Here is a 22,137-nt window from a genome sequence, read left to right as displayed (position 1 = left end):
CCCGTATCGTTTTTGGAAAGCTCATGAATATTCTGATCGTTGGGCCCAGTTGGGTCGGTGACATGGTGATGGCGCAGACACTGTTCCAGTGCCTCAAGCAGCGTCACCCGCAATGCGAAATCGATGTCCTGGCTCCGGAATGGAGTCGGCCGATCCTTGAGCGCATGCCCGAAGTGCGCAAGGCCTTGAGCTTTCCGCTCGGTCACGGCGTGCTGGAACTGGCGACCCGTCGACGCATCGGCAAGTCCCTGGCTGGCCAGTACGACCAGGCGATCCTGTTGCCCAACTCGTTGAAGTCGGCGCTGGTGCCGTTCTTTGCCGGCATTCCCAAGCGCACCGGCTGGCGCGGCGAGTTTCGCTACGGTCTGCTCAACGACGTGCGCACGTTGGACAAAGAACGTTATCCGTTGATGATCGAGCGCTTCATGGCGCTGGCCTACGAGCCTGGGGCGCAGTTGCCCGAGCCCTATCCGCGACCGAGCCTTGCGATCGACCCGGTGACCCGCGACGCGGCCCTGGCCAAGTTCGGCCTGAGCCTGGATCGTCCGGTATTGGCCTTGTGCCCAGGCGCCGAGTTCGGCGAGTCCAAGCGCTGGCCGGCAGAGCATTACGCCCAGGTGGCCGAGGCGAAGATTCGTGAAGGCTGGCAGGTCTGGCTGTTCGGCTCGAAAAACGATCACTCGGTGGGTGAGGACATCCGTTCGCGGCTGATCCCCGGCCTGCGGGAGGAGTCGGTCAATCTCAGCGGCGACACCTCCCTGGCCGAGGCCATCGATTTGTTGTCCTGCGCCGATTCGGTGGTCTCCAATGACTCCGGTCTCATGCATGTGGCGGCGGCCCTGAACCGTCCGTTGGTGGCCGTCTACGGCTCTACCTCGCCAGGCTTCACGCCGCCCTTGGCCGACAGGGTCGAAGTCGTGCGCCTGGGCATCGAGTGCAGCCCATGCTTCGATCGCACCTGCCGCTTCGGTCATTACAATTGCCTGCGCCAGCTTATGCCGCCGTCGGTGAACGATGCCCTGGAACGTTTGCAGGGCACCCCCGTGGAGGTCCGTTAACTTGCGGGTATTGCTGATCAAGACCTCGTCGCTGGGGGATGTGGTCCACACCTTGCCGGCGCTGACCGATGCGGCGCGAGCGATTCCTGGTATCCGGTTCGATTGGGTGGTGGAAGAGGGTTTCGCCGAAATTGCAACCTGGCACCCGGCTGTGGGCAAGGTCATCCCGGTGGCGATCCGGCGCTGGCGCAAGAACCTCTGGCAAACCATCAAGAGTGGCGAATGGCGACGCTTCAAACAAAGCGTGCGCGCCGAAAAATATGACTTGGTGATCGATGCCCAGGGCCTGCTGAAAAGCGCCTGGCTGACTCGCTACGTCAAGGCACCGGTGGCCGGCCTGGATAAGCACTCGGCCCGTGAGCCAATGGCTGCGCGTTTTTACTCCCGGCGTCTGGCGGTGGCCCGTGGTCAACATGCAGTCGAGCGCGTGCGGCAGCTGTTCGCTTTGGCGCTGGGGTATGACCTGCCCAAGACCCAGGGCAGCTACGGCCTGAGCGTCGACCGGTTGGTGGAGCTGCCGCGTGCCTACCCCTACGTGGTATTCCTGCATGGCACGACCTGGGAGTCCAAGCACTGGCCCGAACTTTACTGGCGCCAGCTCACCGAGCGCATGGGCCAGTTCGGCGTGGTGGTGAAGCTGCCGTGGGGCAACCCCGCCGAGAAGGCCCGGGCCGAGCGCATCGCCAGCGGGCTGCGCAATGCCCTGGTGTTACCGAAACTGAACCTGGGCGGGATGGGCAAGGTGCTCGCCGGCGCCCAGGCGTGCGTGGCCGTGGACACGGGCCTCGGTCATCTGGCTGCCGCGTTGGACGTGCCGACCATTTCGCTACTCGGCCCCACCAACCCGGTACTGACCGGGGCGTACGGCAAGGGCCAGATTCATCTCGCCAGCGACTTTCCCTGCGCGCCCTGCATGCAAAAACAATGTACGTATCCACCGAGCGCCGAAGATGCCCGTCGGTTTGACCTGAAACGCGAGCAGCCCCTGTGCTTCACCCGTGTAAACCCTGAGCGTGTTGCCAGCCACCTGAGCACGTTATTGGCTGAGGAGCCGCGCTGATGCAATTGGCTTTTGTTCTTTATAAATACTTCCCCTTCGGCGGCCTGCAGCGCGATTTCATGCGCATCGCCCTGGAATGCCAGCGACGCGGCCACCAGATCCGTGTCTACACGCTGATCTGGGAAGATGACGTCCCGCCAGGCTTCGAAGTATTGGTGGCGCCGGTCAAGGCGCTGTTCAATCATCGCCGCAACGAGAAGCTCAGCGCGTGGATGGAGGCCGACCTGGCCAAGCGCCCCGTGGACCGCTTGATCGGCTTCAACAAAATGCCCGGCCTGGACGTGTACTACGCCGCCGACGGCTGCTTCGAAGACAAGGCGCAGAACCTGCGCAATTCGCTGTACCGGCGCTGGGGCCGCTACCGGCATTTTGCCGAGTACGAGCGGGCCGTGTTCGCCAAGGATGCCAAGACCGAAGTCCTGATGATCTCCGAAGTCCAGCAACCGTTGTTCATCAAGCACTACGGCACCCCGCTGGAACGTTTTCACCTGCTGCCGCCGGGCATCGCCCAGGACCGTCGCCGGCCCGCCGACGCCGACGAGATCCGCGCCGCGTTCCGGGCCGAATTCGAGCTGGCCGACGACGACCTGCTGCTGGTTCAGATCGGCTCGGGGTTCAAGACCAAGGGCGTGGACCGAAGCCTCAAGGCCCTGGCCGCGTTGCCGGCGGAGCTGAAAAAGCGCACCCGGCTGTTTGTAATCGGGCAAGACGACCCCAAAGTATTCCAAATGCAGAGCGCTACGCTGGGGCTGGGCGACAACGTACGGTTCCTCAAGGGCCGTAGCGACATCCCGCGTTTCCTGCTGGGCGCCGACCTGTTGATACATCCGGCCTACAACGAAAACACCGGCACGGTACTGCTCGAAGCGCTGGTGGCCGGATTGCCGGTGCTGGTCAGCGCGGTGTGCGGGTACGCCCATTACATCGCCGAGGCCGACAGTGGCCTGGTGCTGGACGAGCCGTTCGAACAGGCACAGCTCACCGATTACCTGGGCCGGATGTTGAATGATGCTGGCGCGCGGGCGGCCTGGAGCCGCAACGGTCTGGCCTTCGCCGAGACGGCCGACCTCTACAGCATGCCGCAGCACGCGGCCGATGTGATATTGGCGGAGCACGCAGAATGAAATTGAAGCTGGCCGAACCGTTCAAAAGCCTTTGGGCCGGACGCGATGCGTTCGCCGAAGTCGAAGCGCTCAAGGGCGAGGTCTATCGCGAACTGGAAGCCCGGCGCACCTTGCGCACGGAGGTGGACGGTCGCGGCTTTTTCGTGAAGATCCACCGTGGCATCGGCTGGGGCGAGATCTTCAAGAACCTGTTCACTGCCAAGCTGCCGGTACTCGGCGCAGGCCAGGAGTGGAAGGCGATACAGCGCTTGCAGGAAGCGGGCGTGCCGACCATGACGGCGGTCGCCTACGGCGAAAAGGGCAGCAACCCGGCGGACCAGCACTCGTTCATCGTCACCGAAGAGTTGGCGCCGACCGTCAGCCTCGAAGATTTCAGCATCGACTGGGTCAAGCAGCCGCCGCGGCCGACGCTCAAGCGTGCGCTGATCGCCGAAGTGGCGCGCATGACCGGCATGATGCATCGCGCCGGGGTCAATCATCGCGACTGCTACATCTGTCACTTCCTGCTGCACACCGACAAGCCGGTGACGCCCGGGGATTTCAAGCTCTCGGTGATTGACCTGCACCGTGCCCAGGTCCGGGAAACCCTGCCCAGTCGCTGGCGTAACAAGGACTTGGCGGCACTGTATTTTTCAATAATGGACATTGGCCTGACTCGGCGCGACAAGCTGCGTTTTCTCAAGGGCTATTTTCAACAACCGTTGCGCCAGGTCCTGGCCGAGCAAGCTGCCTTGCTGATTTGGCTAGAGGGGAAGGCTGACAGGCTTTACGCTCGCAAGGTGCGTTACGGGGGGGCGCTCTGATGGCGGGTTGGGTACTGGAGCCTTCCTATTCCGAGCTGGCGGAGGACTTTGGCAGTCTCGACGCGGTGTTCGCCCTTGAGGGAGAGCGCCTTACTCGCGACCCGTTGTCAGAGGTCATCCGGGTGCAGCGCAACGGGGTGAATTATTACGTCAAGCGCTACACCGGGGCAGGCAAGGGGCTTCGGCGTTATCTGGGCAGGCCGCGGGTCAAGTCCGAATGGCAGAATCTCAAGCGTTTCGCCAAGTGGGGCATTCCCACGGCTGAGGTTGTCGCCTGGGGGTTGGAGCGTCACGGTGCAGCCTACGCCCGTGGCGCAATGATCACGCGAGAGCTGCCTCGTACCGAGGATCTCTCCGCATTGGCCACGCGTCACGATCCAAGACTGGCGAATCGGGCGTGGGTCGATGGCGTTAGTCGGCAACTGGCCGGATACACTCGTACCATGCACGATCACCGTTTTACTCATAACGACCTGAAGTGGCGCAATCTGCTGATCGATGATCAGGCGCGGCTGTTCCTGATCGACTGCCCGAACGGTGATTTTTGGCGTGGCTTCTGGCTCAAGTACCGCATAACCAAGGACTTGGCATGCCTCGATAAAGTCGCGAAGTATCATTTGTCGGCCACTCAGCGCCTGAGGTTTTATTTGCAGTATTGCCAGCGCGCCCGTCTCAATGCGTGCGACAAAAAACGTATCCGTCACGTGGTGAGATTTTTCGAGGGGCGGGAATGACTTATTTCTTGGCCGCTGAAGGCCGGCCGCTGCTGGAGCGCTACTGGATAACTCGCCTAAGCGCTCGCCGCAGCCACAAGGAGGCCCGCTGATGTATTTGTCCGAACTGAAAAACGCCGGACGCAGCCCGAGCCTGCCCCTGAGCCTGGAGCTGGCGGACGCGGCCGGCCCGGCGCAACTGCAATTGCTTTCACTGCTGAGAGTATTACCAGGGCATCGCTACGTCGGTGCCGGTATCTGGCGTGGTCGGCCAGTGCTGGCCAAGTTGTTGGTAGGCAGCAAGGCGCCACGGCATTTTCAGCGAGAGCTGCAAGGCGTTCGCCTGCTGGCCGAGCAGGGGCTGACGACGCCACTGCTGTTGGCCGATGGCCTGAAGGAAGGCGAAGGCGGCTGGCTGCTGTTCGAGTTGCTGGAAGGCGCCGAGAGCCTGGGCGATGCCTGGAAGCAGGTCGAGCACTTGCCAATGCTGGCGGATGAGCAAGCGGCGGTACTGGCCGAGGCCTTGGAAGCGATTGCGCAATTGCACGGCAAAGGCCTGTGGCAGGAAGACCTGCACCTGGACAATCTATTGCGCCATGGCGGCAAGCTCTACCTGATCGATGGTGCCGGCATTCGCGCCGAGACTCCGGGGCAGCCCTTGGCTCGGCAAAAAGTGCTGGAGAACCTAGGAGTGTTTTTTGCTCAGCTTCCCAAGTCCATCGAGCCATTCAACGAAGAGTTGCTGGTGCATTACCTGCTTGGAAACGCCGAACATGCGTTGCCCATGGAAGCGCTGCAAAAACAGATCGACAAGGTGCATGCCTGGCGCCTGAACGATTTTCTCAAGAAAGTCGGGCGTGAGTGCAGTCTGTTCAGTGTTCAGCGTGGTCCCTTCGGTCTGCGGGCGATTTGTCGTGATGAAGAAGCGGTCATGACGAGCGTGCTGGATCAGGCTGATAGCCTGCTTGACCAAGGTCACATGTACAAGACCGGTGGGTCGGCGAGCGTTGGTAAGGTGGATGTGGGCGGGCGCTCCCTGTTGATCAAGCGCTACAACATCAAGAATTTTGCCCACTGGCTCAAGCGTTTCTGGCGCCCGAGCCGGGCCTGGCATGCCTGGCGAGAGGCCCATCGTCTGACTTTTCTCGGCATCGCCACGCCCAGACCGCTGGCATTGCTGGAAAAGCGTTTCCTGTGGCTACGCTGCGGCGCTTACTTGGTGACTGAGCACCTGTCAGGGCCAGACATCATCAAGCGCCTGGCCCCCTACGTCGAAAACGGGGAGATTCCTGAGACGGAGTTGCTGGCGCTGGATCGGTTGTTCGCCGATCTGATACGCGAACGTATCAGTCACGGTGACTTCAAGGGGCACAACCTGCTCTGGCAGGACGACCGCTGGATGCTCATCGACCTGGACTCGATGTGCCAGCATCGCACCCAAGCCAGCTTCGCGCCTGCCTACGCGCGGGATCGGGCGCGGTTCATGCGTAACTGGCCTGAAGAGAGTGCGTTGTATCGAGTGATCGATGGGAGGTTGCCCAAGAATGTCGAAAGCGCGCAGCCTGTCTCTTAATCGGCAATTGTGGCGAGGGGGCAAACTCCCTCGCACGGATGTGGTGTTCAGGTCCCTCAGATAACCGCCGCGAACACTCCCTGCTCTCCGCTAGAGGCTTAAAGCCGCTTTTAAGATATAATCCCGCCCTTTAGCTGCCCCGTCCCCATGATGCGTGGCACATCAATTTTTCGCGGCGCTTGTCGCACGTATGCAGACATAAGAGGCTAGACCCTGTGGCATTGACGATTCTTGGCCTGTCCGGCGCCCTTAGCCATGATCCTTCCGCAGCGCTGTACATCGACGGCAAGCTGATCGCGGCGGCCGAGGAAGAGCGCTTCGTACGCGATAAACATGCAAAGAACCGCATGCCCTACGAGTCGGCGAAGTTCTGTCTGGAACAGGCTGGCATCAAGCCGTCCGACGTTGACGTGGTGGCGATCCCCTTTGCCCCGATCAGCCTGTTCGGCGAAGCGCGTTGGCACTACGCCAAGCGTTACTGGTACGCCCCGGACCGCGCCCTTGACGCGATCCTGATGGGCAACCGTCGCTACAAGCGCTATCGCCGCAAAATCGTCTGGTGCCTGGAGCAACTGGGCTTCGATCCGAAAAAGATCAAGATCGAGCCGGTCGAGCACCATTTGGCGCACGCCTCCAGTGCCTACCACTGCTCGGGCTTCGAGGAAAAAACCGCGATCCTGGGCATCGACGGCAAGGGCGAATACGCCACGACGTTCTTTGGCTACGGTGAAAACGGCAAGATCCACAAGATCAAGGAATTCTTCGACCCGGATTCCCTGGGCGGCCTGTACGGTGCAATCACTGAGTTCCTCGGTTTTGAAATGCTCGACGGCGAATTCAAGGTCATGGGCATGGCGCCTTATGGCGATGCCAGCAAGTACGACTTCTCGCGCCTGGCCTCGTTCGAAAACGGCGAGCTAGTGATCAACACCGACTACGCCAACGTGATCGGCCTGCGTCGCTATAAAGAGAAGGGCAAGGGCTTCTATTTCTCGCCGAAGCTGATCGAATGGCTCGGCCCGAAACGCGAAGGCGATATCGCCGACGAGCCGTACATTCACTACGCGGCGAGCATGCAAGCGCTGTTCGAGAAGCTGGCGCTGCAGATGATCGACCACTACTTGGGCGACGTGCTCAAGGAAACCGGCAAGCTGGCCTTCGCCGGCGGCTGTGCACTGAACGTCAAGCTGAACCAGAAAATCATCGCCCGCGACGACGTCAAGGAGCTATTCGTACAGCCGGCCTCCGGCGACGCCGGTACCGCGGTGGGCGCGGCGGCGTATGTGTCCCATGCCCGCGGCGTGCCGGTGGAGAAGATGGAACACGTCTACCTCGGCCCGGCCTACAGCAACGAAGACGTGATCGCCGCGTGCGCCCGTCATCCAAGCAAGCCTGCGTGGCGCAAGATCGACAACACCCCCGAGCGCATCGCCAAGATCATGGTCGACGGCAACCCGGTGGCCTGGTTCCAGGGCCGCATGGAGTTTGGTCCGCGTGCCTTGGGCGGTCGTTCGATCATTGGCTGCCCGAGCGCCAGTGGCGTAGCTGACCGGATCAACGAACAAATCAAGTTCCGCGAGCGCTGGAGGCCTTTCTGCCCGTCGATGCTCGACACCGTGGCGCGGCAGATGATCAAGGTCGATCACCCGGCACCGTTCATGACGTTCACTTTCGAAGTGGCCGAAGAATGGAAAACCCGCGTGCCGGAAGTCGTCCATGAAGACGGTACGTCGCGAGCCCAGGTGCTCAAGCGCGAATACAACCCACGCTACTACGACATGATGAAGGCCCTGGAAGTACTGACCGGCAACGGCGTGTCGCTGAATACCTCGCTCAACCGTCGCGGCGAACCGATGATCTGCTCGCCGACCGACGCGCTGAACATGTTCTTCGGTTCCGACCTACAGTATCTGATCATGGAAGACATCCTGGTGGTCAAAGACGGCGTGGACGCTTATGACACGCTCGGCTGAGCGACATGTGCTGCAGTTCTGCCACGGTTATGACGGGCCGTTCCTGGACTGCGCCCGTCAATACGCCAGTCTGTTCGAGGGCACTGGGTATCGTGTGACCACGGTATTTCTGACCGGCATCGCCGACGCTGAGGTCGCCGCCGGTTGCGCCTCGGACGAGGTGTTGTTCATGGAGTACAGCTCCAGCGAAATCAGAAGCTTGAAGTTGGGTGCTATTGCCGATCTGCGCAAGATCGTCGCCTCGCGTAACTTCAGTTTTTGTATCGCCCATCGCTTCAAGCCGGTCTATATCGCTCTGCTCGGTAGCCGCTTGCCGGTAATAGGCGTGCACCATGCCTTCGGTGACTACCAGCGGCGTACGCGCCGGCTGTTCGCCCATGTTTTTCGCAAGCGGCTGGGCCTGCTCGCGGTCTCCGATGCGGTGCGTGACGACATTCGCCACTGCTTGCCTAAATGGCCGGCCAGCCGAATCCAGACCCTCTACAACCGCATCGATCCCGATGCTTTGCAAGCCCACCAAGTCCCAAGGGACGAAGCGCGGCACACCCTCGGACTCGACCTGGACGCCTGGATTGTCGGTAATGTCGGTCGCCTGCATCCGGACAAGGACCAGGCAACGCTGCTACGAGGTTTTGCCGCCGCGCTGCCCTACTTGCCGGCCAATAGCCAGTTGGCAATCTTGGGGAAGGGGCGTCTGGAACAAAACCTTAAGGCTCTCTCCCGGGAGCTGGGTGTTGCCGATCGGGTGTTATTCCTAGGTCAGGTGCCTGACGCGCGCCGTTATTTCCGAGCCTTCGATGCGTTTGTCCTGAGCTCCGATCATGAGCCGTTCGGCATGGTACTGCTCGAGGCCATGGCTGCGGGCGTTCCGTTGCTGGCTACAGCGTGCGGCGGAGCGGAGGAGGTAGTCGAGGGGGTCGGTATTCTGTTTCCGCTCGGCGACGCCGAACATATGGCCCAAGGGCTACAACACTTGGCGGCGATGGATGATCTACAGCGTCGCCAGTGTACCGAGCTGATGCTTGAGCGTTTGCGTGAACGCTTTTCGGACCACGCTGTGCGCAAGGCATTTTGGCGTTTGCCCCAAGTTCTTGAACTGGCGCCGAACAGCTGATGGTCGCCCGGTTCAAGGCTTGTGCGAGCGCACCAAGGCAAGTGCCCCGCTGGCCAGAAACGGACGGTCCGTCTACTGTGAGGCTGTTTTTTCGCTCGGCAATCAGGCGCCACGCGCTTTGCTGACTGTTATCATCTGCCGAGCACACCAGCACCTAGAGGGGAGCTTATGTCTTTCTCGTTAGTGAATGTGAGTTCATTGTGATCAATCCTTGCCCGCGTATTCTTTTTGTCATTCCCTATTTTGGACGCTGGCCATTCTGGATGCCGTTGTTCCTGGAAACCTGCCGACGTAACGCTGATATTGATTGGCTTTTGTTCAGCGATTGTGGGGTGCCGGAAAACCTGCCGCCCAACGTGACCGTCGAAACCATGACCTTCGAGGCGTATTGCCGGTTGGTTTCCCAGCGACTCGAGATCGACTTCAGGCCTGCGCAGGCCTACAAGCTGTGCGATATCAAACCTGCTCTTGGCTATATCCATGTCGACCGTCTCGAAGGCTATGATTTTTGGGGTTATGGCGACATCGACTTGCTGTACGGCAATCTTCGTGAGTATTTCACGGCGCAACGGCTGGCCGCTCATGATCTCTTCTCAACGCATGAGCGACGTGTCGCCGGGCATTTGTGCTTGATGCGCAACACTGCACGCACACGCGAAGTCTTCAAGCTGATCAAGAATTGGAAAGAACGCTTCGCCGATGACCAGCATCATGCGCTGGATGAAGGGGCGTTCAGCCGCATTTTCTTGTGGCGAAAGAATTTCCCCAAACCTCTGTTTACCTTGGTAGGTAAATTCAATCCGTGGCGTCGACGCAGCGAATTCACCGAAGCGTTCAGCACTCCGGGCGGCTGCATAAAATGGCATGACGGTACGAAGAACTTCCCCCAGCGCTGGTATTGGCGCAACGGCCGCCTGACCAATGATAGGGACGGTGACCGTGCGTTCCCATACTTCCATTTCATAACCTGGAAGCACAACGAGTGGCCTGCCTTGCCCGTGCCGGATCCAGCATGGTTAAAGCAATTGGCGGCATCGCCTGCCTGGGAAATCGACGCGAAGGGTTTCCACCCAGGGGCGTTATGAGTGTGCGCTACTGCGGTCCGATGATCATGCTGACTGGGCGCACCGGATCGGCCTCCGGATGTTTGTCAAGTCGTTCAGTGCCGCAAGGAAAATGATGAAAGTTCTGTTTCTGGTGCAGAAAGAACAGCGGGCCATCCTGGACCGACTCTACGAAGGCGTGGCCGCTCATTGCGAATGCGACGTACGCTGGCTCGACAGCAAGGAACAACGCAACCTGCGGGGATATTTCCGGCGCCATGTTGACGTCACACGCTATGACCGGATCGTATTTTTCCTACGCTTCAAGCAGGAAATTCGTCAGGCTGGCTTTATTCGCACGATCCCCCATCTGGTGATACTCGAGCACGATGCCTATCAGAATTACATTCCCTGCAAATATACGGGCAAGTTCAGTGCGCATTACCGTCGTTTGCCTTGGGCGCGGGTGATCAGTTCCGGCTTCATGGTTGCTGAGCGTCTGCGCGGTGAGGGTTTCGATGCGGTTTTCGTGCCCAAGGGCTACGATCAATCGTTATTGCGGGACCAAGGCCGAGAACGGGATATCGAGTTAGCCTTTGTCGGAAGCGTCAAAAGCGCTGCCTATAGCGGTCGCAAGCTGCTGCTGGATGAACTGGCACGTGTTGAACCTTTGGTCGTGACTCGGACCCAATCCGGCGAAGAGTACTGTGACACCTTGAATCGTGTCCGCTTTTTCGTCAGCGCCGATGTAGGCATGGGCGAGTTCATGATCAAGAATTTCGAGGCCATGGCTTGCGGCTGCGTGCTGTTGGCGTTCGATCAGGGTGCTAAAGAAACACGTGCGCTGGGGTTGCAAGATATGCATAACGTTGTGTTATATCGGGATGTCCCGCAACTCCAGGAAAAACTTTCAAGACTGCGTGCCGACCCAGATCTGGCGCACAGTATCGCTCGTAACGGCAAGGCTATTGCGCTGGAGCAGTTTAGTTTTGCGCGTATCGGGGAAAAGGTGGTGGAGGCATTGGAGCCACCGCTGCGGCCGCGAGAGCCGTTGAGTTGGCTTGAGAAATGGCGTCAGAAGCTGGGTATATAAAAAATCGAGACGCCGTCCGATACCGGGTGACATTTGACTAAATGGTGTTTCAGTGCGGGTTCGAGGCGTGGGCAAATCATGCCTGTAGTCATCCCTTTGCTCGGAGTCCGAGTTGGTTGCTTTTCAACGATTGAGTATCTCGAAGCGTAGATCCCGGTCCGAGTTAGAAGGATTGCTGCTCAATGAGCATTGTTAATGTTATGTGGGCAGGCGGTTTGCCATTTGCTTCGGTCCATAAGGTCCATTGTCAGATACTTTCACAGATCGATTCTGCGATGCCCGTCAAGACGTGGCTCTTGCAAGGCTCGGCATCCGCTTGTCAGGAAGATGTGGGCCCGGCACGGGAATGGAACCTGACTTCAGCCCGGCTCAAGGGCAGGCGCTTCTGGCGTCTGCTCAAGCCCTGGATGCATCACCGTTTTCGCCGGGCTTTGCTCGATGACGGAACCCGGGTGGTGCTGCTCGACGGTCTCGGTGTGGTTCGTACGCTGTTACCCGTTCTGAAGTCGTTGCCGCATGTTCGGGTGGTGGTTGTTTTCCACGGCGTGACGCGATTCAACGCCAGGAACAGGCAGCTATTGCGCGACTTTCCTTCCTCCCGTCTGGTGTTGGCGGCGGTCTCCGAAACACTGGCATCCTCGCTTCAGGATGAGTTGGGCATCCCGGTCACTGCCTTGCGTAGTGCGTTCGACCCCGTCGCATTCCGATCTCGCCTCGTCAGCCGCGAAGAGGCGCGTGCCCGATTGGGGTTGCCTCTGGCGGGGATTCGAATATTCGGTGCGATAGGGCGGTTGGTGGATAAAAAAGGCTTCTCCAGCCTGTTGGATGCTTTTGCCATAGCGGCGTTGGATCAGCCTGACTGGCGGTTGGTGATAGTCGGCGAAGGGCCTGCCCGCCAGTCGCTGGAAGCGAGAGCGACCAAGCCGGATTTGGCCGGGAAGGTGCTGCTGGCTGGGCATCAAGAGGATGTTGTTAAGCTTTACAAAGCGTTCGATTGGGTGATGATCCCCTCTTTTGAAGAGGGGCTTGGCCTCATTCTTCAAGAGGCGGTCCTGGCTGGGATTCCGGTGCTCGCCAGTGATCTGGCCGTGTTTCGTGAACAATTGGCCGATGTCGGCTGGTATGTGCCTGCTGGCGACGAAGTCGCCTGGAGCGAGGCGATTATCAGAGCCTCCCTGGATCGGGCCGAGGCGGTGTCGGCGGCGCAATACCAAGCATTGGCACCCGACGAGGCGTGGGTGAGCTTCTGCCGGACCGCCAGGGAATTAATCTCGGATGGGAAATAAAGCGTCTTCCAATGCCTGCATTGGAAAGCTTCCGTTCAGGTTCTCTCGGGCAATATAACGAGCGAAATGCTGCAAATTGCGGCGTGCCAGGTAACGTGGCAGCGGTGAGCGCAGGAAGCGCATGTCAGCCACATCAATCAGTCCCAATCTGTTTTCAGGTGTGACGATTATGTTGCCCAGATGCAGCGAGCGGAAATAAATGCCGCTGGTGTGCAATTGGCGGATGAGCTCGACCAATGCAGGAAGGACGGGCTGCCAGCTGAAGCTTTCCTGATTCGATAATTGACGCAAGGTTTTTCCGGGGAGTGGTCGGTACAGGACTGCAGTTATTCCAGGTTTTTCTAATTTGAAGAAAGCTTGGACGTCAAGCGTCGGTACGTCGAGCTCCCGCAGGCGCGCCGCATTATCAATGAATCGCTGCGAATAAGGCCGTAGAAGAGCCGAAGAAATGAGCCGCTTGCGGCGAAACAGCTTGAGGATATTTCCATCCCGCAGCAGATAGACTTTTGGGCCGTAACTGTCGGTTTCCAGAATACTGGCGCCTTCGATCATTTGATTCAAAGCGCCTTCGGAAAGCCGTGAGGACTGCATCATAGAAAAACCTTGTCTAAAGAACGGTGCCATGACGGTCATGATGCCCAAAAGTTTTTGTTTTCACTATGCCAGTTTGGTTGGAACGCCATTTAGGAGCGATAGATGCAAGGGTTACGTTGGGTTCAGGGGTGGATGGCATTTGGCTTGTTATGGTTTTTTCTCGCCATTGCTCTGGCGCCGACCAATAAAATCTATCAACAGGGTCTGGTTGCTTTTGTATGGTTGCCGGCGATCCTGTTCGCTTGGCCCGCCCGCAATCGCCTGCTGGAGCTGTGGCGTGCGCAACGCTTTATCTATCTGCCTTTGCTCGCGCTGGCGGTCTGGGCATCGATTACCCTGGCTTGGGCCGAAGCGTCCGAACCCGTCCGCGAGATAAAGCGCCTGTTCTATATCATGGTGTTCCTGTCGTTCTTTACGATCTTTGCCGACGGTCGTCCGGAGCGTGTGATCCGCGTTATGCAGTGGGGTGGGCTGGGGCTCGCCCTGATCGCGTTGATGAGCCTTGTAAAATATTACGGTATCGAAGGGCATCAATGGACGGGGCGCCTGCAAGGGCTGGGCAAGTTGGGCCATCCGATTCTTGGAGCATACGTGGCCGGGCTGGCGGCGATCTGGATGTTGCACTGGATGCCGCGTCAAACAGGGCTGCAAATTCTTTGGGGGGTGGCCTTGGCATTGTTAGGGATATTTGTCGTCATGAGCCAAAGCCGCGGCGCGGCGCTGGCCTTGTTGCTCAGCGTACTGGCCATGCCGCTTTACCGCCGGGACCGGCGCACCCGCGTCATCGCCGCTGCGGTACTGGTGCTGGCGATGCTGACCTTTTGGCTGCTGGAACCCTTGGTGATGGCGCGTGGTGCTTCCTATCGCCCCGAAATTTTTATGTCGAGCCTGCAAATGATTGCCAACCATCCCTGGGGTGGCATTGGTTTGGCAAGTGAATATCGGGTCCCCGTTGGCGATATTTTATTCGACCATGCCCATAATCTGTTTGCCCACGTTGCCATTCAACTGGGCTTGCCAGGCTTGCTGCTATGGTGCCTTGTCTGGTTCGCTGTGCTGCGTGAAGCTTGGCTTACCAAGGAGACCCCGCTGGGGCAAGGTGTATTGGGCATGTGGATATTCTCGCTTCTGGCGATGCAGTTCGACGCTGCGAGCCTGACGGGAACCCCGCGTGCCGAATGGTTTATAAGCTGGTTGCCGATTGGCCTGGCCAGCGTTTTGACCTGGGCGCGGCCAAGCCCGATGCCTGTGATAAAATCCCGCGCTCTTCCTAACAGTGAGCTCGACGATGAGTGACGCACCGCCTAAAGCGGAACAGGATTCCAGCCTGAAGATCTATCTACGGCTGCTGGGATACGTCAGACCCTACATAGGCATTTTCTCGCTGAGTATCGTGGGCTTCGTGATATTCGCGTCCACCCAACCCATGCTGGCTGGAATCCTCAAGTATTTCGTCGACGGCTTGAGCAATCCCGATGCGGTACTTTTCCCCAGTGTGCCGTATCTGCAGGACCTGAAACTGCTGATGGCCGTGCCGTTGCTGATCATCCTGATCGCTGCCTGGCAGGGCCTGGGGTCGTTCCTGGGTAACTACTACCTGGCCAGGGTCTCGCTGGGGTTGGTGCATGACTTGCGCGTTGAGCTGTTCAACAAGCTGTTGGTCCTGCCCAACCGATACTTCGATACTCATAACTCAGGGCATCTCATTTCGCGAATTACCTTCAACGTGACCATGGTCACCGGTGCGGCCACCGACGCCATCAAGGTGGTGATTCGCGAAGGTCTCACCGTGGTGTTTCTGTTTACCTACCTGGTATGGATGAACTGGAAGCTGACGCTCGTGATGCTGGCTATCCTGCCGCTCATTGCGGTGATGGTCAGCAGTACCAGCAAGAAATTTCGCAAACAGAGCAAAAAGATCCAAGTGGCCATGGGGGACGTGACTCACGTGGCCTCCGAGACCATCCAGGGCTACCGCGTCGTGCGCAGCTTCGGCGGTGAGGCGTATGAAGAGAAACGCTTTACCAGCGCCAGCCAGGGCAATACGGATAAGCAATTGCGCATGACTCGCACAAGCGCGGTCTATACGCCGATGTTGCAATTGGTGATCTACACCGCCATGGCGGCCTTGATGTTCCTCGTGTTGTTCCTGCGCGGCGAAGCGACGGCGGGTGACCTGGTGGCCTACATCACCGCGGCGGGTTTGCTCCCCAAGCCGATTCGGCAGCTCTCAGAAGTCAGCTCTACCATCCAGAGAGGGGTGGCGGGCGCGGAAAGCATCTTCGAACAGTTGGATGTCGAACCCGAAGTCGACACCGGCACGGTAGAGCAGGAGCGCGTCAGCGGCCGTCTCGATGTGCGCAACCTGAGTTTTACCTACCCAGGTGCCGATCGAGAGGTGCTCAAGGACATCAGCTTCACGGCAGCGCCTGGGCAGATGATTGCCTTGGTGGGGCGTTCGGGCAGTGGCAAATCGACGCTCGCCAGCCTTATCCCGCGTTTTTATCATCACGAAGTCGGCCAGATCCTACTCGACGATGTGGAAATTGAAGACTATCGACTGCGCAACTTGCGTCGCCATGTCGCCCAAGTGACCCAGCACGTCACATTGTTCAATGATACTGTGGCCAACAATATCGCCTATGGCGACCTGGCCGGTGCGCCACGGGCCGATATCGAAAAAGCCGCCCGAGACGCGTACGCCATGGACTTCATTGAGCAGCTTCCTCAAGGCCTGGATACCGAGGTGGGCGAAAATGGCGTGCTGTTGTCCGGTGGCCAGCGTCAGCGGCTGGCGATTGCCCGGGCGTTGTTGAAAAACGCGCCGCTGCTGATACTCGATGAGGCGACTTCAGCGCTGGACACTGAATCCGAGCGGCATATCCAGGCCGCGCTGGACCAAGTCATGAAAGGCCGCACGACCTTGGTCATCGCTCATCGCCTGTCCACGATCGAAAAAGCCGACCTGATCCTGGTCATGGACCAAGGGCGTATCGTGGAGCGCGGCACCCATGGCGAACTTCTCGCGCAAAACGGCTACTACGCGCGTCTTCACGCTATGGGGTTGGATGCCCCCGCCCAGGACATCGCCTGAATACGAGCCAAAGGCTAGCGAGTTGGAGCTGGCCCTGGCCGGTGACTACATGACGGCGTTGGTGCAAAACTAATAATGAAGGCGCGGCTAATGCTTCGTGTTACAGCCATGGAAGAGCCTATCTCAACCCTGTGCTAATATCGCGCCCCTGTTCATTTTGTATGTGGGATGCTCCATGAAGTTGTCCATGCCGCGATTCGATCAAGCCCCTGTATTGGTGGTCGGCGATGTCATGCTCGACCGCTACTGGCATGGCGGTACATCACGGATTTCCCCCGAGGCGCCGGTACCTGTGGTCAGGGTGGAGCACATCGAGGACCGTCCCGGCGGCGCCGCCAACGTTGCCCTGAACATTGCTGCCCTCGGCGCGCCGGCCTCGCTGGTAGGCGTGACCGGCGACGATGAAGCTGCGGAGAGCCTCGCCAACAGCCTTGAAGGCGCTGGCGTGCGGGCGATCTTCCAGCGCATTGCGCACCAGCCGACCATCGTCAAGCTGCGAGTCATCAGCCGTCATCAGCAACTGCTGCGAATCGATTTCGAAGAACCGTTCGCCACCGACCCGCTGTCCCTTGGCGCCGAGGTCGAAAACCTGCTCGACGGTATCAAGGTCCTGGTGTTGTCGGACTACGGCAAAGGCGCGTTGAAGAACCATCAGATGCTGATCCAGGCTGCTCGTGCCCGCCGTATTCCCGTATTGGCCGATCCCAAGGGCAAGGATTTTTCCATCTACCGTGGCGCGAGCCTGATTACCCCGAACCTCAGCGAATTCGAAACCATCGTCGGTGGTTGCGCCGATGAGCACGAGCTGGTGAGTAAAGGCGCCCAGCTGATGCATGACCTGGATCTCGGAGCGCTGCTGGTCACCCGTGGCGAGCACGGCATGACCCTGCTGCGTCCTGATCATCCAGCCTTGCACCTGCCGGCCCGCGCCCGTGAAGTGTTCGACGTGACAGGTGCCGGTGATACGGTGATCTCCACCCTGGCCGCAGCGATTGCCGCCGGCGAAGAGCTGCCCCATGCGGTCGCCCTGGCCAACCTGGCGGCGGGTATTGTCGTAGGCAAGCTGGGTACGGCGGCCATCAGTGCGCCGGAGCTGCGTCGCGCCATTCAACGCGAAGAAGGCTCCGAGCGCGGTGTGCTGGGCCTGGAGCAACTGTTGCTGGCCGTCGACGATGCTCGTGCCCACAACGAAAGAATCGTCTTCACCAATGGTTGCTTCGACATTCTGCACGCCGGTCATGTGACCTACCTAGAGCAAGCCAGGGCCCAGGGCGATCGCCTGATCGTCGCGGTCAATGACGACGCGTCGGTGAGCCGCCTCAAAGGGCCAGGCCGGCCGATCAACAGCGTTGATCGACGCATGGCGGTCCTGGCCGGCCTTGGCGCGGTGGACTGGGTCATCAGTTTCAGCGAAGGCACGCCGGAAAGTCTGCTTCGCCAGGTCAAGCCTGATGTGTTGGTCAAGGGTGGCGATTATGGCGTCGACCAAGTTGTGGGCGCCGACATCGTTGCGGCCTATGGCGGCGCGGTGAAAGTGCTGGGGCTGGTGGAAAACAGCTCGACGACAGCAATCGTCGAAAAGATTCGTGGCCGGTGATGTCTTTAGCTGAGGCTTTTGGAAAGCGCGGTATGGCACGCACCTTTCCCGTCGCCTGGCCCGCTCGTGAGCATTGTTTCGTTCGTTAGGCAGTAACCCACTTGCGAGCGTCATGTTGTCGGTAGTGAACGTACAGTTGCGTTGAAGAGGTCCGGCAACCTAGCGTGTTATTGCTGGCGCGAATTATTTATCAGGGTAGGGGCGGGACGCGTGTTGAAAGTTGCGCTGGCATTTTTTGGTATCCCAAGGAATTCGGAAGTCTGTTTCCCGTCCATTGAAAAAAATGTTCTTGCACAAATCCCAGCCGGGAGCGAAGTGCAGTGTTTTTACCATTTGTACAAAATCGATGAAGTTCACAATCCGCGCTCCGGTGAACAAGGCAAACTGGATGCGGACAACTATTCGCCGTTCAGTACGATGATGGGTCGACTCGATTCTATCGAGGGTGTTCTGGAACGGTGGGACTTTGAGAGGGTCAAGGCGCTTGGTGATACATGGGGGGATCAGCATGTGTCGCTCAGAAACCTGATTTATCAACTCAACTCCCTTAACAGCGTCACGGCTATGATGGAGCCGTTTGATCCGGATTTCGTCGTGTTCGTACGCCCCGACATCTTCTTCCACACGGCGCTTCCAAGCTATGTGTTTGCTCGCCCCGAAGCTCGCAGGTTGAATGCCTATATTCCGGACTGGCAATGGTGGAACGGCCTGAATGACCGATTTTCGATCTGCGGGCGTGACGCCTACCGTGCCTATGGCTCGCGGATCGAGCGTATTTTCGATTTTTGTGAGATGACCGGCAGAAAGTTGCATTCCGAACGGTTACTCAAATTTGCGCTGCAGCAGGCGCATATCAAGGTCTTCACCCTGCCAACCACGGCATCACGCGTACGGATCAATGGCGATTTTGCGGAAGAGTCGTTCTCCTCCAAACGCGGCATGGGCAAGCGCGAGAATCGTTACTTTCGTCTGTACGCGCAGTGGCGGACCTACCTCGATAAGCGCTCTTCCATCTGACCTATTTGTGTAACGTCTCACGAACCATGCGCATCAAGCCCATGGTTTTCTTGTGCAAGTCTTTGAAGCCTTGGCGATGTGGAGCCGGAGCCTTCAGGCCTTGTTTGACAAGCCAGTCTTTCCAGCGGATGCGTTCGTCGCGTACCACCCAGCCCTCTTGGCTGGCGAAGCTCTCAGCCAAGTGCAAACCTCGGGTGCTGGCTGCTACCAGTCGATCGCGTTTAAGCGTATAGAGCTCACCGATCGGCTTTCCGTCTTCGAGCGGCATCAGGTAAAGGTCGGGACGCTTGCGGTCCAGGCGCGCCACCAGTTGATCGCCTTCCAGACGTTCATCGACATGAAACAGGCTCAGGGATTTGGCTTCCTTGGGCACGTCCAGGCGCAAGTCATAAATCAGCTGCAGCGATGCCGTGGGCAAATGCACGTAGGCCCTCGGGCGTTCGATCAATTGCAGATTGGCACAACGCACTGGGCGGGCCGAACCGGAGAGCGGAGCCAGGCGAAACGGCAAGGCTTCACGGTAATGCAGGGCGCTTGAATACGGCGCGGGCAACCAAGTGTCGTTGAAACGTCCGCCGAGCCAGCCCTCAGGGGTTTCCAGCAGGCATTCTTCGGCAATTTCGTTGATGGCGGTAAGCAGCGGCAGGTTCAATTCATGGGCCGGGACGTAACCAGAAATCAACTTGAGGACCACATCGCCGCGATCCTGGCGGCGTTGACGCACGAGCACCCAATAATCGCGATTTTGCCAATGCAGGGTCAGGCGCACCGAGACGCCGAGGTTCGCCAGCTCCAGGGAAAAGCGCTCGGCGTCGTCCACCGTGACGGGTTTGCGGCGTTGCAAGGTCTGGGCGAAGTTGAGCGGCATCCCCACGCTCTGGTACGTCAGGCCTTCAGGCGTTGCTTCGACGAAAAGGGGCAGGGTCTTGAAGTTGCTCGGGTTCTTTCTGATGAGCGTACGCGGCATGTCGGCTCCTTCCTTATGGCCGCGCGAGGCGGCTTCAGTTTTGACGCAGGACGCGGGCTACGGTCGCGACGTTATGGGCCAGGTGCAGCGGATCAATCGTGCCGACAATAGCACTGGCAACCCCTGGGTGCTCAAACAACAGTTCGAAGCTCGCACGAACCGGGTCCTCCCCGGGGCTCAGGCAGACATGACCGCTGGCTAGGGCTTTTTTCACCAGGATCGCCTTGCCGTGCTCGCTGGCGTAGTCAATGACAGCCTTTTCGCTTCGTTCGTTCAGATTGTAGGTGACCATCGCGCAGTCGCCTTGCTCCAACGCTTTCAAACCACCGTCCACGGTCTTGCCGGAGAACCCGTAGCCGCCGATCTTGCCCTCGCGCTTGAGCGCCGCCAGGGTTGGGTAGACTTCGCTGTCATCGAGGATCGCCAGGTCATTGCCGTCCGAGTGCACCAGCACGAGATCGATATACTCAGTTTCCAGGCGCTTGAGGCTGCGCTCTACCGAGAACCGCGTATGGGCAGCGCTGAAGTCATGGTGCGATTGGCCGTCGCTGAACTCTTCGCCGACCTTGCTGACGATCACCCAGTCGTGACGCTGGCCGCGCAGCAGCGGCCCAAGACGTTCTTCGCTGCGGCCATAGGCCGGCGCGGTATCGATCAGATTGATACCAAGGTCGCGCGCCAGCTTGAGCAACATGCCCGCTTCGCTGTCATCCGGGATTCGGAAGCCATTTGGGTATTTGACGCCTTGGTCGCGTCCGAGCTTGACCGTGCCCAGGCCCAGGGGCGAAACCATCGGGCCGTTATGGCCCAGCGGACGACGCAGGTCGTGCAGTGTCGGTTGGCTCATGGCAGCAATTGCTCCCACGCGGGTATGCCCATCGGGGGCTTTGGCAGCTCCGGGAGCGGGGCGGGGTGGCTGGGTTGGATGCCATCGCGTTGCAGCGCGGTAATCACCCGATCAGCGAAATCCGGGGCCAGGGCCAGCTTGGTCGGCCAGCCCACCAGCAGGCGATCCTGTTCGGCGAGAAAGGCGTTGTCGGGTCGGGTCAGGCCCGATTGCAGCGGTTCGGCGCGGTCGACCCGCAATGTTGCCCATTGCGCGGTGCTGAGGTCTATCCACGGCAGCAACTGGCCGAGTTCTTTCTGGGCCACGGCAATCTGCGCGGCGGGCTCGCGGGCGACGGCATCGCCTTCAGCGAGATCGCCACCCAAGTACCAGACCCACTGGCCATCGGCGGCCGGATGGGTGGTCACGGTGACGCGCGGCTTCGGTCCGCCGCCCAGGCAATGGGCATAAAGCGGCTTGAGGCCCGGCCCCTTGGCCAAGACCATGTGCAGCGGTCGGGTTTGCATGGCTGGCTGGTCAAGGCCAAGGGCGGCGAGCAGGTTGGCGGTGCCACCGCCAGCGCTAAGCACGATGCGTTGGGCGCGGATCTCGCGATCATCGACCTTCAGGCCGACCCACTGGCTTTCGTTGCGCAACGGCTCGATGTGCTGTCCGGCCAGCAGGCTGTCGCCGGCCAACTCCGCCAGGCGAGCGATCAGGCTGGGGACATCCACCACCAGCTCGGCCAGGCGATAGACCTTGCCCTTGAAGCGCTTGTCCTGCAGGGCTGGCGGCAGTTGCTCGCCCTTGACCTGGTCGACGCGTCCGCGCACGGCCTTGCTGGCGAAGAAACTGGTGAGGTTGCCGGCCAAGGTGCCGGGGGACCAGAGGTAATGGGCGTCGGACAACAAACGCACGCCGGACAGGTCCAGCTCACCGTCCCCCTTCAAGGCCTCGCGCCAACGCAGTGGCATGTCGGCGATGGCTTCCGAGGCGCCGGTCAGGGCTCCGTGCAGTGCGTACTTCGCGCCGCCATGGATGATACCCTGGGATTTGACGCTCTGCCCGCCGCCGAGGCTGGCGCTTTCCACCAGCACGGTTGAAAACCCCAGGCGGCGCAAGCGCGCGTTCAGCCAGAGGCCGGCGACTCCGGCGCCGACAATCAGGACGTCGGTGGAAATAACGGATGGCATGCAGCGACC

At 59.6% G+C, this 22,137-nt stretch carries 18 protein-coding genes and 1 pseudogene; 15 read left to right on the top strand and 4 right to left on the bottom strand.

Features of this window, described 5'->3' with window-relative positions:
• Positions 1–23 precede the first annotated feature (23 nt).
• The 11 genes from waaF (at position 24) to J3P95_RS22925 (ending at position 12,840) form a co-directional block, all read left to right on the top strand.
• Complete coding sequence (gene waaF, locus J3P95_RS22975; protein WP_434558963.1) at positions 24–1,058, top strand: lipopolysaccharide heptosyltransferase II; 1,035 nt, start codon at positions 24–26, stop codon at positions 1,056–1,058.
• A gap of 1 nt (position 1,059) precedes the next feature.
• Positions 1,060–2,118, top strand: coding sequence for a lipopolysaccharide heptosyltransferase I (waaC, locus tag J3P95_RS22970; RefSeq protein ID WP_434558961.1), 1,059 nt, complete (start codon positions 1,060–1,062; stop codon positions 2,116–2,118).
• Positions 2,118–3,242 (top strand): glycosyltransferase family 4 protein, encoded by a 1,125-nt coding sequence (locus J3P95_RS22965; RefSeq protein ID WP_434558959.1) that lies wholly within the window; start codon positions 2,118–2,120, stop codon positions 3,240–3,242. Before waaC ends, J3P95_RS22965 begins: the two co-directional genes overlap by 1 nt.
• On the top strand, positions 3,239–4,045 hold the full coding sequence (gene rfaP, locus J3P95_RS22960) for a lipopolysaccharide core heptose(I) kinase RfaP (protein ID WP_434579559.1): 807 nt from the start codon (positions 3,239–3,241) through the stop codon (positions 4,043–4,045). The genes J3P95_RS22965 and rfaP overlap by 4 nt, the downstream gene beginning before the upstream one ends.
• Positions 4,045–4,779, top strand: a complete 735-nt coding sequence (locus J3P95_RS22955; protein WP_434558955.1) for a lipopolysaccharide kinase InaA family protein — start codon at positions 4,045–4,047, stop codon at positions 4,777–4,779. The genes rfaP and J3P95_RS22955 overlap by 1 nt, the downstream gene beginning before the upstream one ends.
• Positions 4,780–4,870: 91 nt before the next feature.
• On the top strand, positions 4,871–6,331 hold the full coding sequence (locus J3P95_RS22950; protein ID WP_434579560.1) for a lipopolysaccharide kinase InaA family protein: 1,461 nt from the start codon (positions 4,871–4,873) through the stop codon (positions 6,329–6,331).
• Between the two features lie 215 nt (positions 6,332–6,546).
• Entirely contained in the window at positions 6,547–8,304 is a 1,758-nt protein-coding gene (locus J3P95_RS22945; RefSeq protein ID WP_434558951.1) for a carbamoyltransferase family protein, read from the top strand.
• Entirely contained in the window at positions 8,288–9,418 is a 1,131-nt protein-coding gene (locus J3P95_RS22940; RefSeq protein WP_434558949.1) for a glycosyltransferase, read from the top strand. Before J3P95_RS22945 ends, J3P95_RS22940 begins: the two co-directional genes overlap by 17 nt.
• A 200-nt stretch (positions 9,419–9,618) precedes the next feature.
• Complete coding sequence (locus J3P95_RS22935; RefSeq protein WP_434558947.1) at positions 9,619–10,503, top strand: DUF6625 family protein; 885 nt, start codon at positions 9,619–9,621, stop codon at positions 10,501–10,503.
• Between the two features lie 94 nt (positions 10,504–10,597).
• Positions 10,598–11,554 carry a glycosyltransferase family protein gene (locus J3P95_RS22930; RefSeq protein ID WP_434558945.1) on the top strand — a complete coding sequence of 319 codons (957 nt, stop codon included), beginning with the start codon at positions 10,598–10,600 and terminating at the stop codon, positions 11,552–11,554.
• A 182-nt stretch (positions 11,555–11,736) separates the two neighbouring features.
• Positions 11,737–12,840: a glycosyltransferase gene (locus tag J3P95_RS22925; protein WP_434558943.1), complete on the top strand. Its 1,104-nt coding sequence runs from the start codon at positions 11,737–11,739 to the stop codon at positions 12,838–12,840.
• On the opposite strand, the gene J3P95_RS22920 is transcribed toward J3P95_RS22925, so the two are convergent.
• Entirely contained in the window at positions 12,820–13,431 is a 612-nt protein-coding gene (locus J3P95_RS22920) for a toluene tolerance protein (protein WP_434563941.1), read from the bottom strand. The genes J3P95_RS22925 and J3P95_RS22920 overlap by 21 nt on opposite strands.
• A 105-nt stretch (positions 13,432–13,536) precedes the next feature.
• On the opposite strand from J3P95_RS22920, the pseudogene J3P95_RS22915 reads away from it, so the two are divergent.
• The 4 genes and pseudogenes from J3P95_RS22915 to J3P95_RS22900 all read left to right on the top strand — a co-directional run bounded on the left by J3P95_RS22915 (position 13,537) and on the right by J3P95_RS22900 (position 19,142).
• Positions 13,537–14,708 (top strand): annotated as a pseudogene (locus J3P95_RS22915) (O-antigen ligase family protein).
• A gap of 14 nt (positions 14,709–14,722) precedes the next feature.
• Complete coding sequence (gene msbA, locus J3P95_RS22910; RefSeq protein WP_434558941.1) at positions 14,723–16,528, top strand: lipid A export permease/ATP-binding protein MsbA; 1,806 nt, start codon at positions 14,723–14,725, stop codon at positions 16,526–16,528.
• A gap of 175 nt (positions 16,529–16,703) precedes the next feature.
• Positions 16,704–18,125 carry a bifunctional D-glycero-beta-D-manno-heptose-7-phosphate kinase/D-glycero-beta-D-manno-heptose 1-phosphate adenylyltransferase HldE gene (hldE, locus tag J3P95_RS22905; protein ID WP_434558939.1) on the top strand — a complete coding sequence of 474 codons (1,422 nt, stop codon included), beginning with the start codon at positions 16,704–16,706 and terminating at the stop codon, positions 18,123–18,125.
• 210 nt (positions 18,126–18,335) lie between these two features.
• On the top strand, positions 18,336–19,142 hold the full coding sequence (locus tag J3P95_RS22900; protein ID WP_434558937.1) for a hypothetical protein: 807 nt from the start codon (positions 18,336–18,338) through the stop codon (positions 19,140–19,142).
• Position 19,143: 1 nt separating this feature from the next.
• Here J3P95_RS22900 and J3P95_RS22895 read toward each other — a convergent pair whose 3' ends face one another.
• From J3P95_RS22895 to J3P95_RS22885, 3 genes are read right to left on the bottom strand one after another with little or no spacing between them, the layout of a single operon-like run.
• Positions 19,144–20,109 (bottom strand): metal ABC transporter ATPase, encoded by a 966-nt coding sequence (locus J3P95_RS22895; RefSeq protein WP_434558935.1) that lies wholly within the window; start codon positions 20,107–20,109, stop codon positions 19,144–19,146.
• 34 nt (positions 20,110–20,143) lie between these two features.
• Positions 20,144–20,956, bottom strand: coding sequence for an aldo/keto reductase (locus J3P95_RS22890; RefSeq protein ID WP_434579561.1), 813 nt, complete (start codon positions 20,954–20,956; stop codon positions 20,144–20,146).
• A complete protein-coding gene (locus tag J3P95_RS22885; RefSeq protein WP_434579562.1) occupies positions 20,953–22,128 on the bottom strand; it encodes an NAD(P)/FAD-dependent oxidoreductase in 1,176 nt (391 codons plus the stop codon). The genes J3P95_RS22890 and J3P95_RS22885 overlap by 4 nt, the downstream gene beginning before the upstream one ends.
• Between the last annotated feature and the right edge of the window lie 9 nt (positions 22,129–22,137).

It is taken from the genome of Pseudomonas sp. Z5-35 (assembly GCF_051131945.1).
GTDB lineage: Bacteria > Pseudomonadota > Gammaproteobacteria > Pseudomonadales > Pseudomonadaceae > Aquipseudomonas > Aquipseudomonas marvdashtae.
Note: the sequence above shows the minus strand (reverse complement) of the source record. Positions and strands in the feature narration are given on the sequence as shown.